The 18,211-nt window shown below is 40.8% G+C and carries 14 protein-coding genes, 4 pseudogenes and 1 other annotated feature; all 18 genes and pseudogenes read left to right on the plus strand.

From position 1 onward, the window contains the following. Positions 1-29 precede the first annotated feature (29 nt). The 18 genes and pseudogenes from mraY (at position 30) to ileS (ending at position 18,126) form a co-directional block, all read left to right on the plus strand. Positions 30-1,016: a phospho-N-acetylmuramoyl-pentapeptide-transferase gene (gene mraY, locus Len3610_RS04390; protein WP_176446885.1), complete on the plus strand. Its 987-nt coding sequence runs from the start codon at positions 30-32 to the stop codon at positions 1,014-1,016. Next, the gene (murD, locus tag Len3610_RS04395; protein WP_176446886.1) at positions 1,013-2,362 is read left to right on the plus strand and encodes a UDP-N-acetylmuramoyl-L-alanine--D-glutamate ligase; all 1,350 of its coding nucleotides are present in this window, start codon (positions 1,013-1,015) and stop codon (positions 2,360-2,362) included. The genes mraY and murD overlap by 4 nt, the downstream gene beginning before the upstream one ends. 91 nt (positions 2,363-2,453) lie before the next feature. Next, positions 2,454-3,563, plus strand: a complete 1,110-nt coding sequence (gene spoVE / locus Len3610_RS04400) for a stage V sporulation protein E (RefSeq protein ID WP_176446887.1) — start codon at positions 2,454-2,456, stop codon at positions 3,561-3,563. A 334-nt stretch (positions 3,564-3,897) separates the two neighbouring features. Continuing rightward, on the plus strand, positions 3,898-4,698 hold the full coding sequence (locus Len3610_RS04405; protein WP_176446888.1) for a cell division protein FtsQ/DivIB: 801 nt from the start codon (positions 3,898-3,900) through the stop codon (positions 4,696-4,698). 407 nt (positions 4,699-5,105) lie between these two features. Beyond that, positions 5,106-6,398 (plus strand): annotated as a pseudogene (ftsA, locus tag Len3610_RS04410) (cell division protein FtsA). A 167-nt stretch (positions 6,399-6,565) separates the two neighbouring features. Beyond that, positions 6,566-7,647, plus strand: a pseudogene (locus Len3610_RS04415) (cell division protein FtsZ). 620 nt (positions 7,648-8,267) lie between these two features. Next, entirely contained in the window at positions 8,268-8,483 is a 216-nt protein-coding gene (locus Len3610_RS21675; protein WP_369693678.1) for a hypothetical protein, read from the plus strand. A 411-nt stretch (positions 8,484-8,894) separates the two neighbouring features. Beyond that, a pseudogene (locus tag Len3610_RS04420) lies at positions 8,895-9,596 on the plus strand (sigma-70 family RNA polymerase sigma factor). Between the two features lie 121 nt (positions 9,597-9,717). Next, a pseudogene (sigG, locus tag Len3610_RS04425) lies at positions 9,718-10,478 on the plus strand (RNA polymerase sporulation sigma factor SigG). A gap of 579 nt (positions 10,479-11,057) precedes the next feature. Beyond that, positions 11,058-11,198 (plus strand): PRC-barrel domain-containing protein, encoded by a 141-nt coding sequence (locus Len3610_RS04430; protein WP_176446889.1) that lies wholly within the window; start codon positions 11,058-11,060, stop codon positions 11,196-11,198. 400 nt (positions 11,199-11,598) lie between these two features. Further along, positions 11,599-11,793, plus strand: a complete 195-nt coding sequence (locus Len3610_RS20640) for a laccase domain-containing protein (RefSeq protein ID WP_255259791.1) — start codon at positions 11,599-11,601, stop codon at positions 11,791-11,793. Continuing rightward, the gene (locus Len3610_RS20645) at positions 11,769-12,200 is read left to right on the plus strand and encodes a laccase domain-containing protein (RefSeq protein WP_255259792.1); all 432 of its coding nucleotides are present in this window, start codon (positions 11,769-11,771) and stop codon (positions 12,198-12,200) included. The genes Len3610_RS20640 and Len3610_RS20645 overlap by 25 nt, the downstream gene beginning before the upstream one ends. Before the next feature lie 26 nt (positions 12,201-12,226). After that, positions 12,227-12,898 carry a YggS family pyridoxal phosphate-dependent enzyme gene (locus Len3610_RS04440; RefSeq protein WP_176446890.1) on the plus strand — a complete coding sequence of 224 codons (672 nt, stop codon included), beginning with the start codon at positions 12,227-12,229 and terminating at the stop codon, positions 12,896-12,898. 16 nt (positions 12,899-12,914) lie between these two features. Next, positions 12,915-13,349, plus strand: coding sequence for a cell division protein SepF (locus tag Len3610_RS04445; RefSeq protein WP_176446891.1), 435 nt, complete (start codon positions 12,915-12,917; stop codon positions 13,347-13,349). 6 nt (positions 13,350-13,355) lie between these two features. Further along, positions 13,356-13,619 carry a YggT family protein gene (locus Len3610_RS04450; RefSeq protein WP_176446892.1) on the plus strand — a complete coding sequence of 88 codons (264 nt, stop codon included), beginning with the start codon at positions 13,356-13,358 and terminating at the stop codon, positions 13,617-13,619. Positions 13,620-13,632: 13 nt separating this feature from the next. Next, positions 13,633-14,409, plus strand: coding sequence for a YlmH family RNA-binding protein (locus Len3610_RS04455; RefSeq protein ID WP_176446893.1), 777 nt, complete (start codon positions 13,633-13,635; stop codon positions 14,407-14,409). A 106-nt stretch (positions 14,410-14,515) separates the two neighbouring features. Beyond that, entirely contained in the window at positions 14,516-15,046 is a 531-nt protein-coding gene (locus tag Len3610_RS04460) for a DivIVA domain-containing protein (RefSeq protein ID WP_176446894.1), read from the plus strand. A 47-nt stretch (positions 15,047-15,093) separates the two neighbouring features. Continuing rightward, positions 15,094-15,320 (plus strand) — a binding site (T-box leader). 49 nt (positions 15,321-15,369) lie between these two features. Beyond that, the gene (ileS, locus tag Len3610_RS04465) at positions 15,370-18,126 is read left to right on the plus strand and encodes an isoleucine--tRNA ligase (protein WP_176446895.1); all 2,757 of its coding nucleotides are present in this window, start codon (positions 15,370-15,372) and stop codon (positions 18,124-18,126) included. The last annotated feature ends 85 nt before the right edge of the window (positions 18,127-18,211 follow it).

The following is an 18,211-nucleotide window of genomic DNA, read 5'->3' on the forward strand; positions in this document are numbered from 1 at the left end:
GGGCGGTTGTTGCAAGAGGAGGAAGAATAGTGAATATATACGTATTAATGATGACCATCGCAATAGCATTTCTGATTACCGTCCTTCTATCACCAATTTTTATTCCATTTTTGCGACGTCTGAAGTTCGGGCAAAGTATACGGGAAGAAGGTCCGCAGTCACATATTAAGAAAACAGGGACACCAACGATGGGCGGAATTATGATCGTAATTAGTGTCACAATCACTACGATCATTATGGTAAGCAAATATAACGCCGGCTCCATCGGTTATGAAATGTGGCTGCTTATTTTTGTGCTGGTGGGATACGGTTTTTTGGGGTTTTTGGATGACTTTATTAAGGTTGCCATGAAACGGAACCTTGGTCTGACATCCAAACAAAAAATGGTTGGGCAATTGATGATTGCATTTATTTTTTATTTTATTTTACATTACAATGATTATGCTACTTATATCCAGATTCCGGGTACATCGATCCAATGGGAACTGGGCTGGGGATACGCACTGCTGACCGTCTTTATGCTGGTCGGTGCATCCAACGCCGTGAACTTGACAGATGGCCTGGACGGACTTTTGGCTGGAACTGCTGCCATAGCATTTGGCGCATTTGGTGTTTTGGCCTGGTATGGATTTCCGCAAAATGAGGTAACGATCTTTGCATTAGCAACAGTCGGTGCTTTATTAGGTTTCTTAGTATTTAATGCGCACCCTGCCAAAGTATTCATGGGCGATACAGGATCATTGGCCTTGGGCGGAAGCATTGCTGCTATAGCCATTTTAACGAAACTGGAAATCATTTTGATCATTGTCGGCGGTGTATTTGTCATTGAAACACTCTCGGTGATCATTCAGGTCATTTCATTTAAGACAACAGGTAAAAGAATATTTAAAATGAGTCCGCTGCACCATCATTATGAATTGCTTGGATGGTCGGAATGGCGTGTCGTAACCACATTCTGGCTTATCGGCCTGATTTTTGCAGCGCTCGGTATTTATATTGAGGTGTGGATAGCTTGAAGGAACTAACGAACTTCCCTTATAGTCATGTACTCGTGCTGGGTCTGGCGAAGAGTGGTACCGCTGCTGCCAGGCTTTTATTGCAAAACGGCAAAAACGTTCGGGTGAATGATCAAAATGCGGATGAAACAGATGCAATTGTTGATGAACTGAAGTCAATGGGAGCAGAAGTGATCACCGGTTCCCATCCAATATCAGTACTGGATGGGGTGGAAATCATCATTAAAAACCCGGGTATCCCTTATGATACACCATTATTGCAGGAAGCCTGCAAACGGGATATTCCCATGATTACTGAAATCGAACTTGCCGGCAATTTATCGGAAACCGCGACAATTGGTATAACCGGTTCAAATGGCAAAACGACGACAACAACATTAACCGCTGAGATGCTTAAGGAAAGTAGCGAACCGGTCAAAGTCGCGGGGAATATTGGTTATGTTGCAACAGAGGTTGCCCAGACATTGGAAAAAAATGAGAAAATGGTTCTTGAACTCTCCTCATTTCAATTGATGGGTGTTAAAAGATTTAAACCGAAAATAGCTGTTCTTTTAAATATTTTTCACGCCCATCTTGACTATCATAAAACATTTGAGAATTATAAAAATGCTAAATGTAACATATTTGCCAATCAGACAGCTGATGATTTCTTAATTTATAATGCAGATGATAAGACTGTGAGAGAGGCTGTTACGTCTGCAAGGTCGGTCAAAATACCGTTTTCCTTAAGAAAGCGGGTTGAAAACGGGGCGTGGGCGGATGATACCAGCATCTACTTTAAAAATGAAAAATTAATGGATAAGCAGGACATTGTACTGGCAGGCGATCATAATCTGGAAAATGTCCTTGCTTCCATTTGCGCAGCCAAGTTAAGCGGTGCTTCCAACCAGGCAATTCATAACGTGCTGACAACGTTTGCGGGCGTGAGGCACAGGCTTCAATTCGTCAACAGGATTAATGATCGTCTGTTTTATAATGATTCCAAAGCAACAAATATACTGGCAACACAAAAAGCATTAAGTTCCTTCAAACAGCCCGTTATCCTGCTTGCGGGCGGTCTTGACCGCGGTAATGAATTTGATGATTTAAAGCCGTTTTTGAAGAATGTGAAAGGGATTATCCTGATTGGTGAAACGAAGGATAAGATGAGCCGGGTTGCGCGTGAAGCAGCCATACCTTTCATAGAAAGGGCTGAAAATATGGAAGATGCTGTTGAGCAGGCTTATAATCTATCAGAACGCCATGACGTGGTGCTGCTATCCCCTGCATGTGCCAGCTGGGATCAATATCAAACTTTTGAAGAAAGAGGTAACATGTTTATACAAGCCGTGCATACATTATTGTAGGGGCTTGTATAAGCAGAAGTCAGATGTCGGAAGTCAGAAGTCGGAAAAATGCTGATAGCCCCTATTCCAAATCGGGAAACGGGGTGTTTTTTTGTTTCGCAGGATTAAATCCAAATATGCACCTGACTATACATTATTGGCTGTGATACTGTCATTGCTTTTGGTCGGTGCAGTCATGGTTTACAGTTCTTCATATGTGTGGGCTGAATATAAGTATGCCGATCAATTTTTCTATCTAAAACGGCAGCTCTTGTTTTGTGGTATTGGTATTGTCGGGATGTTCTTTTTTATGGCTATTCCCTACAGTACGTGGAAAAAGTATAGTAAAATCATTTTGTTTACGTGTTTTTTTCTGCTGTTGATTGTGCTTATTCCCGGTATTGGTATGGAACGTGGCGGGGCACAAAGCTGGATAGGGATTGGCGCGTTCAGTGTTCAGCCATCTGAGTTTATGAAACTGGGTCTGATTATTTATTTGGCAGCCTATCTATCAGTTCAGCAAAAGCATATAACATCTTTTAAAAAAGGGTTCCTCCCATCACTTATTCTGGTGTTTGCAGCATTCGGACTCATCATGCTGCAACCGGATCTCGGTACTGGTGTCGTGCTGGTGGGGACATGCATGGTGATGATTTATATTGCCGGGGCAAGATTGCTGCATTTTTTGGGCCTTGCCGGTGTTGGTATCATCGGATTTCTATTGCTGATATTATCAGCTCCATATCGGATAAGCCGGATAACTGCTTTTATCAATCCGTGGGAGGATCCATTGGGGGATGGCTTTCAGATTATCCAATCATTATATGCTGTCGGCCCGGGTGGTTTAATGGGGCTTGGTTTAGGTGAAAGCATACAAAAGTATTTTTATTTGCCGGAGCCTCAAAACGATTTTATTTTCTCCATAATCGGAGAAGAGCTGGGATTTCTGGGCGGCACCTTTATGATTGGCTTGTTTGCGCTGTTATTTTGGCGTGGTATTAAGGCGGCACTGGAGGCGCCGGATGCTTATGGAAGATTTTTGGCGCTTGGTATCGTCTCAATGCTGACAATACAGGTCATGATAAATATCAGTGTTGTCATTGGTTTGATTCCTGTAACAGGTATTACCCTTCCATTTTTAAGCTATGGCGGTTCATCGTTAACATTAACGCTATGTTCTGCAGGCATGTTATTAAATATTAGCAGGTATTCAAAATTATAGGCAGTTTTCTGGTAAATATTTATTGAATCTGATACAAGTTTACTACGTATTCAACTGAAAGATATGATATAATTTAATCAAGTATAGTGTAACGGCATCCTAATAATGCCGTTTTATTCTTTGCATTTGGCTGTTTCTAAAAGTCTTTTAAATAAGATAGAAAATTTACTATTAGCTCTTTGCAGCTCTGATTACACTGACACCTCGATAAAAGAAAGTACTTTTTCGAACGAGTTTGTAATGCGACTGGGTATCATAGTGAGTTCAGGCTGCGGATTGAATAAAAAGCCATATGCCTTGAAATGACAATGATTAGACAAAGGAAGAAATAGAAATGGGGAAAAAAAATGTAGTTTCAATTGAAGATCGGATCCCAACGTTAAAGCAGGAGCGAAAAAAGAAGGCAAATCGCCGTCTTATATTTTATCTTTCTATTTTTTTCTTTCTGATTTCCATTATTGTTTATCTTCAATCACCCCTAAGTCATGTGAGAACGATTGAAGTTTCAGGAAATTCGTTTGTGGAAAATGATGAGGTAATTGAGCAAAGCGGCATTACAAAGGGAACGAATATCTGGACGGTCAGTGAATCGAATGCAAAGCAAACGATTAACGAAAATCCGGTTATTCAAGACGTTGAAGTGAATCGGCAATTACCTTGGACAATTGAGATTGATGTTAATGAATTTGGTCATGTCGGTTATGTTCAGCAAAATGAAAATTATTATCCGGTCCTGGGCAATGGTAAGGTTCTTGAAGAATTACAGCAAAATACTGTCAGCGGAAAAGCACCGCTCCTCCTTGGGTTTTCTGATGAAGAGTATTTAACACAAATGACCCAGGAGCTGAAAAATCTATCAGAAAGCATTTTGGAGCTGATATCAGAAGTCCACTGGCAGCCAAGTGATGGTAATCAGCACAAAATTCTTCTTTATATGAATGATGGTTATATCGTCGACGGAACCATCAGAAATTTTGCTGATAAAATGAGTATTTACCCTTCAATTGTTTCCCAGCTGGATCCGGAAAGTAAGGGGATTATACATATCGGGGCAGGTGCCTACTTTGAGGAATTCAATACAACGGCAGAAGAAGATCCCGATGGGTCGGAATCCAGTGATGAAACTGAACAATAAGTAAATATTTCCTTGATAAAATTATGAAATTAAAAGGATTTTACTGTTTTTTTGTAGAAATAACTATTATATATTTTCTTTTTCTGCCTGTTCCTTTAAAATAATAGACTAAAGGCTTATACACATCAGGAGAGGGTAAGCTCCACAGCGAAAATTGCTTCGTAAGTGTTTCCTTTTTGTAAAGCAGGAAATGATAAAGTTCAGGGTGACATTTTAACACGGAAATTTTGCCCGATCCGCCCCCTTATGTCCGGCTTCTGGAAAGATGAGGCGGCAGCCGGGTTTTTCCTGAAAGACGTGTCATCATATAATTGAAGATTTAAGATGCGTTATTTTTACGGGATGTTTTGAACAATCTCATTAAGGTAATATATATCAGATGCTTCTGAATCAGGAGGTGCCTTTCTTTGAACAACAGCGAAATACTAGTAAGTCTTGATATAGGTACATCAAAAATTAAAGTAATTATTGGAGAAGTTTTAAACGATTCCCTGAATATCATTGGGGTTGGCACTGCAAAATCGAATGGCATGAAAAAAGGTGCCATTATTGATATTGATCAAACCGTACAGTCCATTCGAAGTGCTGTCGAACAAGCAGAACGAATGGTCGGTATGCAAATTGACAGTGTGGTTGTTGGTGTGAACGGGAACCATATACAGTTGCAGTCTTGCCACGGTGTTGTAGCAGTCCAAAGCGAGAATCGCGAAATCGGTGATGAAGATATCAAACGCGTGATTGATGGTGCGCAAGTCGTTTCCATCCCCCCGGAACGCGAAATCATTGATGTCATACCGAAACAATTTATTGTTGATGGTTTGGACGAAATTACTGATCCACGTGGGATGATTGGTGTCAGGCTGGAAATGGAAGGAAGCATCATAACGTGCTCCAAAACTGTTTTACATAACCTGCTGAAATGCGTGGAACGTGCGGATCTGCACATTTCTGATATCTGTTTGCAGCCCCTTGCAGCCGGGACAGTCGGTTTATCAAAAGATGAGAAAAATCTGGGTGTCACATTAATTGATGTAGGTGGGGGTTCCACAACTGTTTCTGTATTTGAAAACGATCATTTAGCCGGTACAAGTGTTGTTCCGTTAGGCGGTGACAACATCACGAAGGATTTATCAATTGGACTGAGAACCTCCACTGAAGAGGCGGAAGATAATAAAGTGAATTATGGCCATGCTTTTTATGATGATGCCCAGGAGGATGAAACGTTTGAAGTATCAATTATAGGCAGTAATCAAAGGAAAACGTATAATCAAGCTTGCAAAATTTGCTGACCATGATCGAAGCCAGAATTAGAAGAAAATCTCGCTTATGCAGAGACGTGAAATCAGAACGAAATGGGTTCCAGCCAAATTACCTGGGTGGATACCGTTCTGACAGGTGTACAATGAAAATACCGGGAGTATTGAACTGGCACAGGAATTTATTTCAAACCAATGTCCGGGTAGCGATTCCTGACTACATAGGTGTAAAGGAACAGTTTAACTTGCCCGGAATTGGTATCTTGCAATTTTGCTTATCGTAATGCGAAAATACAAGGAAAAGAACTTTTACCTTCAGTCGCTGTCAATCAAAATGAAATGAAACCAAAACGTACGAAAAACTCAGGAAATTGGATGCACCGGCTAAAGGAAAAAAGAAAAAAAGAAATCAAAATCGCGAATTTGTTTAAAATATTTCTTTGAATTAACAGATGAGATTACTAGAAGTTTTACTTATGAATCTTAGTTTCGGATATGTCGACTATTAGAAGAAACGTATTAATGCGTTGTATCCAAGCATATTAGGAAGGAACGGATATAATGTTAGAAGGTTTGAAACAAATATGGATCACTTCAACGATAAAAAGTAAATTGGTGTAGGCGGTGGCGGCAGTAAATGCGGTTTACCGCATGATTGAACATGGTGTAAGGGTGTTGAAATTCATCGCTGTCAACAACTGATGCTCAGGCTTTGAATCTATCAAAAGCAGAAACGAAATTAACAGATTGGCGGAAACTGAACACGCGGTTAGGTGCAGGCGCAAATCCGGAGTAGGCAGAAAAGAGCTGAGGAGAATAAAGAACAATTGGAAGAAGCATTACAGGGTGCCGATATTGATTTTTTGTGACAGCCGGAAATGGGAAGGAGTACGGAACAGGTGCAGCCTCGGTGATTCCCAATAGCTTAAAGAATCGGTGCTTTGACAGTAGGGCGTTGTGACCGCCCTCCATTTGAGGGTAAAGAGTCAACCCAGGCTGTCTCGGGAATTGATTCTTGAAATCGAGTGTGGATACGTTAATTGTTATCCCGAATGATCGTCTCCTTTGAAATCGTTGATAAAAAAAACACAAAATGCTCGAGGCATTCCGTGAAGCGGACAAATGTATTACGGCAAGGTGTAACAAGGTATTCCGACCTGATTGCAAAAGCCTGGTTGATTAATGTGGACTTTTGCCGACGTGAAAACAATCATGTTGATAAAGGCTCGCATTAATGGGAATCGGATTGCAACTGGTGAAAATCGAGCGGCAGAGGCGCCAAAAAAGCTATTTTTCATCACTCTTCTGGAACATCAATCGAATGGGGCTCGGAATTCTGGATGAACATAACAGGCGGTACCATCTGAGTCTTTATGAGTTCAGGAAGCAGCCGACTCGTGAACATCAGCCTGCCGATAACGAAGTGAATGTTATCTTTGGTTCAGTTATTAATGAAAACCTGAAAGATGAAATTATTGTAACGGTGATTGCAACCGGTTTTGATGAAAGTCAGAAAGAAGATAATCAACCGCGCCAGCGTCCGGTTATTGAGCATAACCAGCATGCAGCGACAAAGGCTCCAGATGAGACGTCGCATGAGCAAGGACAAAACCAGCAAAACAACCGCCCTAATACACAGGACGATGAACTTGATATTCCTACATTCTTGCGTAATCGCAACCGCAACCGCTAAACACCATTCAACACAGGGGCAATCAGATTTTAGTCTGGTTGCTTTTTTTTATTTCTCATGACTATATAGTACTATTCCTGACTGCTTAAACTTTAAACGACAAGTTATTCGATAAGTAGTTAAAATTAGCCCATTAAGCCTACATGAAGTGACAGACTTTGCTGTCCAATATACTACTTCATTTTCCAGAGGGATTTTACCAAGGAAGAAAGAAATAGCGTGTGGACCATTTATCTGATGCTGTCTGGCTACTAAAATTTTTTTTGGATATGATGTTATTCTTTGCTCACACAGGCATTGGCGAAAGACAGCACAAGAAAGCTCAGATCATGTTTGGTGCGTTTATCGCTTCTTTATTGGTTCCACTGTCCATTTAATTATCCCGATCTTTTTTACGAGGTCTGATAGGTAAACTGATGTATTCCGTCATCATTATTTATGCAGCTTTCGATATATTCAATCTATCACAGATGTTGAATTTGGCTGCTTTTATTTATTTTTACAACTTTTTCTATAGGGGGTGGATTGATCGCAATACACTTTCTATTTCAAATCCGATTGGTCTGACTTCAAAGTGGGATTCTCACATTTGATAGCGGTTATGGTGACCGATAAGCTGGCTGTTTGTCGTACCTGCTTCCCGCTCGTTTGGTATTTCACAAAATCGCGTATGGACAAAGCATGCAGCAAAAAAAATCGATATGACAGTTATGTCCGGTCAACGATTCAAATTCGGCAAATCAGTAAAATCCACAACAGCTTATATTGATAGTGGCAATCAACTGACAGATCCACTGACGAAAAACCGGTTTACATTTGTGATGAATTTTTATTAAAGCAATGGTTTTCGGAGCAATGAAATGGGAAATGCTGAGATTGCTCATGACAATTTGGACTTTGAAAACTCCAGGTGATTGGGAAAGAGGATTCAGAATCGTCCGTTTCAAGGTGTTTGAAGGCAATCGTACTTCATGATGGCTATTAAACCGGATAAATATGTCGATTGTTTACATGATGAGAAAATCGTTACGCACAAATTCCTGATTGGAATTCAATTTGCGGACTGACAAAAGATCAGTCTTCATTGCCTATTACAATCCAAAATTAATAAAATGGCTGTACTGCCTCGGCTTAATCTAAAAACGATGCATGACGATTGACCAATGTAGCTTATACTGCCATTGGCTGTAATAAAAAGCTAAAAGGAGCGACTTAATTTGAAAACTCATAGACTTCGTATAACGTTTATGGTGGTAATAAAAAAATACTGTTTAAGCTAGGTCTCAAAACGGATGAGATTTATTACATAGGCGGCAGTGAAGCACTTCCGCCGCCATTATCCAAAGAAGAAGAGAAACGCTTATTGGAACTGCTTCCTGATGGGGATCAATCTGCAGGGCAAATGCTGATTGAACGTAATTTACGATTAGTCGTCTATTATCGCCAGAAAGTTTGAAAAATACGGGGGATCAATATAGAAGATCTGATAGTATTGGTACATCGGCTTGATCAAGGCGTCAAATACCTTTAAATCCAGAAAGAAAAAAATTAAACTGGCGACGTACGCATCACGGTGTATTGAAAATGAAATACTAATGTATCTGAGAAGAAATAATAAACTGAAATCCGAAATCTCCTTTGATGAACCATTAAACATTGATTGGGACGGCAATGAATTGTTGCTCTCGGATGTAATGGGAACAGATGAAGATATTATAACCAGAGATATTGAAAACAAATGTGGATAAACACTTACTGAGAATGCACTTTCACAGCTGAATGCACGTGAAAAAAAAAATCATGGAACTTCCGTTTGGCTTGTTGGTCAGGAAGAAAAAACACAAAAAAAAAGAATGTAGCTGATATGTTAGGGATTTCCAAAAATCTTATATTTCCGATAGAGAAAAATCATACGCCGGCTGCAAAAAGAATTTAATAAATGGTTATGAACTTACTCTGGCATGATTTGAAGGCGTTTTAGCATCGTTTATAGACCAGAACAGGCTTGCATAAAAACCTCCTATGGGGAGATACTGCTCATGAACAGCATCTCCAACGGGAGGGTAGAATATGACAAAACATAAAGTAGAAATCTGCGGCGTTGATACATCAAAATTACCTGTGTTGAAAAACGATGAAATGCGTGAATTATTTAAACAAATGCAAGATGGTGATATAACCGCACGCGAAGAACTGGTGAATGGAAATTTGCGTCTCGTACTAAGTGTTATTCAGCGCTTTAATAATCGCGGTGAATATGGTGATGATTTATTCCAGGTTGGTTGTATCGGACTCATGAAATCAATTGATAATTTCGATTTAAGTCATAATGTAAAAGTTTTTCAACTTATGCTGTACCGATGATCATAGGCGATAAGACGATAATCTTCGTGACAACAACCAAATCAGGGTATCCAGGTCTTTAAGAGATAACGGCAATATAAGCCTTCAAGTCAGGAAGAAAATTAAATCAGCAAAACATCCAAAGAGCCAACTGCAATGGAAATAGCAGAAGAAATGGATGTCGATCATTCTGATATTGTTTTTGCAAATGGATGCCATAACGGATCCGTATCACTATTCGAAACCAATTTATAATGAACGGTGGCGACCCGATTTATGTTATGGATCAGCTGAAGCGATGATAAGATAAAGACTCGCTTTGTTGATAAACATCCTTGAAAGAAGGCATGTATCAGCTCGATGATCGTGAAAAATGATTCTGAAATAACCGTTTCTTTTCAGGGAAAGACCCAAATGGAGGTTGCTGATGAAATCGGTATATTCAAGCTCAGGTTTCCCGTCTTGAAAAAGCAGCGATTGACCAGTGAACAAAGAAATGTTTCGAAGTGAAATCAGGAAATATTCGGACTTAACCTTCAGTCCGTGAGTGATAAAACAGTCAATTTCAACCAATTTTTCCAGAAATGAGGGATTAGGCCATTACGCCAAAACAATTGAAATATCTTTCAACTACTATAAATCGACGCCAAAATTCAAATTTGGGGTCGTTTTTATGTAAAAATTTTTTTATTAAATTTTTGTTTTTGACGACCCCTTTTCCAATTTCGATACGATTATAAATAAAAAAAGCTGTTTTCCCAAAGATTGTCGTTTTTGCACAAAATCCATAAAGTGAAACTTCATTCAGCGGAGCGCAACTTTTCCGCAGCTCGTGTCGTGTTCCTGTCCTAATGAAGAGAACATTCATGTACAGAAAAATCAAACACTAGCGGAGCGTATTTCGGAGCGGTGTTATTGCACACGAATTTTTTCAGTACGTCGCAGTTTACATCAACTGGGGTTAAGAACTTATAGAATTTACGAGAGAGCCTAAATAAAAAGGGAATCAATAATATTTTAGGCATCTGTCTGCATATAATAATTTAACATAAGGCAGGTGATTCCCAGTGATAACATTATCCGACTTGCAAATAAAAGAGGTTATTATGATGAATGACGGCAAGAGGCTTGGACACATTTCCGATCTGGAAATAGACGGGGACAATGGCATGAATAACGGCGTTGGTAGTTGGGTAATTAAAAGATAAAAGTCCGGTTTTAATTTGGCAAAGCTGATGAACTTGATTATTCCCTGGAACCATAATTGGTTGTGATAGGAGGACATCATTTTGGTCAGGGAGCTAACATCACCTTCTCTTTATCCGGATCAGAAAATTGCTCGATATCGTGTAATATGATAGAAATGGTACAGCATATTCAGTTGATTAAGGGGGGAGACAATGACAGAACCATTTCAGCAGCAGACGACAGCTAATATGGTGATTGACAAATGGCAACAGCTGAATCCCGGTTTGGAAAGCAGGTTTTACACGCGAAAGGGCGGTTAACAGCGAAGCCCCCGTTTGATACAAATGACCTTGTTTGGCATGTGCCGGAATTTCAGAAAGGTGATCACCAATCGGACGAGTGCTGGGGACACTGTTCATAATGCCATTGGAATCGTGGGTCTCCGGAGAACAGTCCCATCAGACAAATGTCCATGTCGTGACAAGTCAGGACAAAGGAAAAGGGGCTGCAGAATACGGTACATCGCTAAAGAAAACAGATGGCTTGATTACTGATCATAAAGGCATATTGTGTACAGCGTTTTTTGCTGATTGTGTTCCAAATCTATTTCTTTGATCCTCCATCCGAATATATTGGTATTGCACAGCCGGCTGGAAAGGACCGTTCACCGTATTGGCCAAAAAATGGTTGAAGCGCTGCAATCGGCTGGTGCGGATCCGGCTGATGTTTTAGTAACAATTGGCCCATGCATATCCGGTGATGTCTATGAGGTCGATGATCAGGTTGCCAGTCAAATTCCGGATGAATTATTCGATAAAGCAGTTATGTCACAGGGGAATAACCGATTTCTGCTTGATTTAAAGCAATTAAACAAAGAAATCCTTTTACAACATGGTATTTTACGTCATAATATAGATGTAACAAACTATTGCACATTTCGCGATGAAGCACTGTTTTTTTCGCATCGGCGCGATCAGGGAAAAACGGGGAGAATGCTGGGCTACATTGGTTATGAAGAATGATTGAATCGGGGAGGACGATGGGTATAATGGATGTAGCAACTAATTTGCGTCATATCAAACAAAATATAGAACAAGCCAGTAAAAAAAGTAATCGAAATCCTGAAGAAATTACCATAATTGCTGTCACGAAATATGTTACAATTGAACGAACGGAAGAAGCGATTGAGGCAGGAATCTCAAATCTTGGCGAAAATCGGCTTGACGGCTTTCTCGAAAAACATGAATACATACAGGATAAAGCATCATGGCATTTTATCGGTACATTGCAATCCAGAAAAGTTAAAGAAGTGGTCGGTAAGGTTGATGCCATTCATTCGCTGGACCGTTTTTCGCTTGCTAAAGAAATTAATAAGCGTGCAGCTGAACCGGTTGATTGTTTTGTCCAGGTGAATGTCAGTGGAGAGGATTCGAAACATGGTGTATCTCCTAATGACACGCTTTCGTTTATTAAGGAATTGGAAGCTTTTGAAAATGTTCGGGTGGTTGGACTTATGACGATGGCACCACATATTAAGGATGAGCATCGGCTGCGGCGTATTTTCAAGCAACTGGCATCATTGAGAGATGACATAAAGGCGAAAAAGTTGCCATATGCTCCATGTGACTATTTATCCATGGGCATGAGCAATGATTATCAGCTGGCTGTAGAAGAGGGAGCGACACATATCCGAATTGGATCAAACCTGGTAGGATCCTAAAAAACGGGGTGAACTGATGAGCATTAAAAATAAAATCAAAACATTCTTCACAATGGAAGATGATTATGAGTATGTGGAGCAGCAAGAAGAAACGGATACTTACGAAACACCGGCTGTTTCAAGGAGCAGAAATGATAATGTTGTCAATTTAACTACGATGCAAGGACCAACATCGAAAGTCGTTTTATATGAACCGCGCAATTACAGTGAAGCCCAAGAAATTGCCGACAATGTTGTCAATAAACGAGCAGTCATTATAAACCTGCAGCGGGTTGATCACCAACAGGCCAAACGGATTGTTGACTTTTTAAGTGGTACGGTATATGCCATAAACGGTGATATCCAGAAACTCGGTGACGGGACATTTTTATGTACACCTGATAATGTCGATGTGTCAGGTTCCATAACGGATTCAATTATTGAAGAAGACGAATACAGTAAAGGATGGTAGCAGATTATGCAATCATTACTCAGTTTATTATATTTGGCATTGGAGCTTTATAGCTTTGCCCTGATTATTTATATATTCATGTCCTGGTTTCCGGGCGCGCGCGAATCTTCATTTGGTGTCTTTTTAGCCAAAATTTGCGAACCTTACCTCGAACCATTCAGGAAAATTATACCGCCGCTTGGCATGATTGACCTTTCGCCGATTGTGGCTATTTTTGTCCTGTATTTTGCGAGAGTGTTCGGTCTTCCTGTACTAATCGGCTGGTTCTAGAAGGTTTCATGCAATGGCTATTTACCAGCATTTCAGAAAAGACGAACATCCTTTTATTGACCAGGTTTTTTCATGGATCGAACATGTTGAAAAAACATACCAAATGAAGCTAACCGATTTTCTTGACCCGAGAGAACAGCAAATTGTTGATATGCTAATCGGGACAAGCATGGAAGACTTGAAGGTTCATAAGCATGGCGGCAGCAAAAATGCTGAAAGAAGGCGCATTATTATTGCGCCAATGTATGAAGATGTTACAGAAGATTCGTTTCAGCTGTCTCTGCTGGAGGCATCCTATCATGAAAAGTTTGTATCACTGGGTCATCGTGATGTGATGGGGGCGTTTTTATCCTTAGGAATTAAACGTCAAAAGCTTGGTGATATCAACGTTGAGGACGGGCTGATTCAAATCGTTATGGCAGGTGAAATTTCTCCCTACGTGCTGACCAATTTGACTGCCATCAAAAGGGCAAAAATAAAGCTGGAAGAGCAGCCGCTTTCTTCAGTTGCCGAAAAGGAAGTCAATTGGTTTGAATCAGATCTGGTCGTCTCTTCATTACGATTGGACGCCATTGTAAAAGCCATCTACAAATTGTCCCGGAAAGAGGCAAGCGAATTTATTACAAAAGGACTTGTGAAAGTGAACTATAAAGTGACTGATGATCGCAAACTGATTCTGGAAGCAGGCGATATGCTTTCCTTGAGGGGAAAAGGCCGAAGTAAAATTATCGGAATGAATGGCCGTACCAAAAAAGACAAGTTCAGCATTACAACCGCTGTTTTAAAATAATTTTTATAAATTTGCAGGATTGTTGGTTTTTGTGTCGAAATATTATATAATATGGATTCGTATAAGTCTTGAGAAATCGGTGAAACCACTTAAGGAGGTGACCTGTGTGTCATTAACACCTTTGGACATTCATAATAAAGAATTTACAAGAAGCTTCCGCGGCTATGATGAGGATGAAGTCAATGAATTCCTCGATCAGGTTATCAAAGATTATGAAATGACAATCCGCGAGAAAAAAGATTTACAGGAAAAAGTTGATCAGTTAAATGAAAAACTGGGACATTTTACAAATATTGAAAGCACATTGAATAATTCAATTCTGATTGCACAGGAAACGGCAGAAGAATTAAAAGGCAATGCGCAGAAAGAATCCAAATTAATTATAAAAGAAGCCGAAAAGAATGCTGACCGGATTGTGAATGAGGCATTAAATAAATCACGCCGTATTGAGATGGATATTGAAGAATTAAAAAAACAGGCAAAAGTATTCCGCACCCGTTTGAAAATGCTTGTGGAAGCCCAATTGGATGTCATTGATGCAGGTGACTGGGACGATTTATTTGATGAGGAAAACGAAGAAGAAGCAGATGATGGCGATACGGCTGAAGTTCCTGACTACGCTGAATCCAAGGCATAGCTCTTGACGTGTAATTGTTATTTACATATAATGCTCTTATATTAATAAGTTATATGATGACGGAGCCCAGTATGAATGTATTTCTGCCCAGCGAATCAGGGGATGGTGGGAGCCTGATACAGTAAAGCATTCAGAACATCACTCCCGAGTATCCATTCTGAACCAGAGTAGGAATGGACGTCTGTTCACGTTACGAATATCGAGTGAATTTAAATGAATCAATGGATGATTTTAAATTTATAAGGGTGGTACCGCGAGTCTTCTCGTCCCTTGTGGGGATGAGAAGGCTTTTTTTAGTCTCACATGATAAGGAGGAAAACAGCTTGGATTATAAAGAAACGTTACTAATGCCAAAAACGAAATTTCCGATGCGCGGGAATTTGCCGAATAAAGAACCTGAGCGTCAGAAAAAATGGGATGAAAACCGGATTTATGAAAAGGACATGGAACGAACCAAGGGACGCCCGCTGTTCATTCTGCATGACGGCCCGCCATATGCCAATGGTGATTTGCATATCGGGCATGCTCTCAACAAAATATTGAAAGATTTTATCACACGCTACAGATCAATGAGCGGCTATCATGCGCCATATGTCCCTGGATGGGATACGCATGGATTACCGGTTGAGACGGCATTGACCAAAAAGAAAAAAGTTGACCGCAAAAAAATGAGCATCGCCGAATTCAGGCAAAAATGTGCTGAATATGCCATGGGGCAGCTCGATAATCAACGTGATCAATTTAAAAAGTTTGGTGTCCGCGGTGATTGGGATAACCCGTATATCACGCTGACAAAGGATTATGAAGCGGCTCAAATCAGGGTGTTCGGTGAAATGGCGAAAAAAGGTTACATTTACAGAGGGCTTAAACCTGTTTATTGGTCACCGTCTTCTGAGTCAGCACTGGCAGAAGCGGAGATTGAATATCATGATAAACGCTCGCCATCCATCTATGTCGCTTTTGACGTGACAGACGGTAAAGGCGTTCTTGATGGCGATGAGAAAATTATTATCTGGACAACAACACCATGGACCATTCCGGCAAACCTTGGCATAGCGGTTCACCCGGAATTGGAATATGCAGTAGTTGCTGTAGGTGGTGAGAAATATGTCATCGCCCATGAACTCCTGGAAACCATTACCGAAGAACTGGAATGGGAGGACCCGGAAGTCGTCAAAACCTTCAAAGGCGAGGAAGCCGATAAAGTAGTCGCGAAACATCCGTTTTATGACCGTGACTCGCTTGTAATGCTGGGTGAGCATGTCACGACAGACGCCGGTACCGGATGTGTCCATACGGCACCGGGGCACGGGGAAGATGATTTCTATATGTCACGGGAATATGGCCTTGAGCCACTGTCACCGGTTGATCATCAGGGTTATTTCACCAGTGAGGCACCGGGCTTTGAAGGTGAGTTTTATGATAAAGCCAATAAAGCGATAACTGAAAAAATGAATGCGAACGGATCACTGCTGAAACTGATGTTTGTTACGCATTCGTACCCGCATGACTGGCGTACGAAAAAGCCGACGATTTTCCGTGCAACATCCCAATGGTTTGCATCCATCAAAGATTTCCGCCAGAACATTCTGGATGAAATCAATCGTATTAACTGGTATCCAGGATGGGGTGAAACACGCCTCTATAACATGGTCCGTGACCGCGAAGATTGGTGTATTTCCCGGCAGCGTACCTGGGGTGTACCAATCCCGGTATTTTATGCTGAAGATGGCACACCGATTATTAATGACGAGACAATTGATCATGTATCAACATTATTTGCTGAGCATGGTTCGAACATCTGGTTTGAACGGGAGGCAAAGGATCTGCTGCCGGAAGGATTTACGTCTGAACATAGTCCAAATGGCCAATTCACCAAAGAAATGGATATCATGGATGTCTGGTTTGATTCCGGTTCCTCGCATGAAGCTGTCTTAATGGGGCGGGAAGACCACAAACGCCCGGCTGATGTTTATCTGGAAGGAAGTGACCAGTACCGCGGCTGGTTTAATTCATCCATCTCTACAGCGGTAGCGGTTACCGGCAAGGCACCATTTGAAGCGATTGTCAGCCACGGGTTCACATTAGATGGCAATGGCCGTAAAATGAGTAAATCACTCGGCAATGTCATGGATCCGTTAAAAATCCAAAAACAGCTGGGTATTGATATTTTGCGTCTGTGGGTTTCCTCTGTTGACTATCAGGCAGATGTCCGCATTTCACAGGAAATTCTGAAGCAGATTTCAGAAGGATACCGGAAAATCCGCAACACAGTCCGGTTCATGCTTGGGAATTTAGCTGACTTCGATCCTGAAAAAGATGCGGTGCCCGAAGCAGAAATGGAAGAAGTCGACCGCTATATGCTGCATCGTCTGCAGAATTTAGTGAAAAACGTGAGGGACAGCTACGATATTTATGAATACTCACCGGTTTATTCACACATTCATAATTTCTGTACGATTGATCTGAGTTCATTCTATCTCGATTTTGCGAAAGATATTTTATATATTGAAGCAGCGGATAATCATCGACGCAGAAGCATCCAGACTGCTTACTATGAGATTGTGACAACATTAGTGAAACTGCTGACACCGATTATTCCGCATACGACTGATGAGATGTGGGAATACATTCCAGGTGCCCGCGAAGAAAGTGTTCAATTAACGGATATTCCGGAACCAAGGAAAATTACCGGCTTTGACACACTTTATGAAAAATGGGACCATTTCATGAATATTCGCGATGACGTTTTGAAAGCATTGGAAGTGGCAAGAGAAGATAAAGTTATCGGGAAATCGCTGGAAGCCAAAATTACGTTAGTTCCGAAAGATAATCAGACAAAAGAAGTTCTTGAGAGCATTCCTCATGTTCATCAGCTGTTCATCGTTTCAGGTGCAGACGTGGCAGACGATATATCTGATGCGAATGACTATCAGTATGTGGAAGTTAAGGTTGATGAGCATCCCGGTGAAAAATGTGCACGTTGCTGGACATCCGCTGAAACGGTTGGCGAGGACCAGGACCATCCTGATTTATGTTCACGGTGTGCGGATATTGTGAAAGAGCATTACAGCGCATAAAGCAAAAAGCGTCTATCCCTTTATTGGATAAGGCGCTTTTTAATTATTTGTGGTAAAATACGTAAGAAACCCTTAAAATGTAAAA

The sequence above is a fragment of the Lentibacillus sp. CBA3610 genome (assembly GCF_013373365.1).
Lineage (GTDB): Bacteria > Bacillota > Bacilli > Bacillales > Amphibacillaceae > Lentibacillus.

Bases quoted from the DNA above. Each gene is read 5' to 3' on its own strand.
- Len3610_RS04450 (WP_176446892.1), top strand. From the start codon at position 13,356: ATGCAATCATTACTCAGTTTATTATATTTGGCATTGGAGCTTTATAGC.
- Len3610_RS04405 (WP_176446888.1), top strand. From the start codon at position 3,898: ATGGGGAAAAAAAATGTAGTTTCAATTGAAGATCGGATCCCAACGTTA.
- Len3610_RS04455 (WP_176446893.1), top strand. From the start codon at position 13,633: ATGGCTATTTACCAGCATTTCAGAAAAGACGAACATCCTTTTATTGAC.
- Len3610_RS04440 (WP_176446890.1), top strand. From the start codon at position 12,227: ATGGATGTAGCAACTAATTTGCGTCATATCAAACAAAATATAGAACAA.
- Len3610_RS04445 (WP_176446891.1), top strand. From the start codon at position 12,915: ATGAGCATTAAAAATAAAATCAAAACATTCTTCACAATGGAAGATGAT.
- Len3610_RS20640 (WP_255259791.1), top strand. From the start codon at position 11,599: ATGCCATTGGAATCGTGGGTCTCCGGAGAACAGTCCCATCAGACAAAT.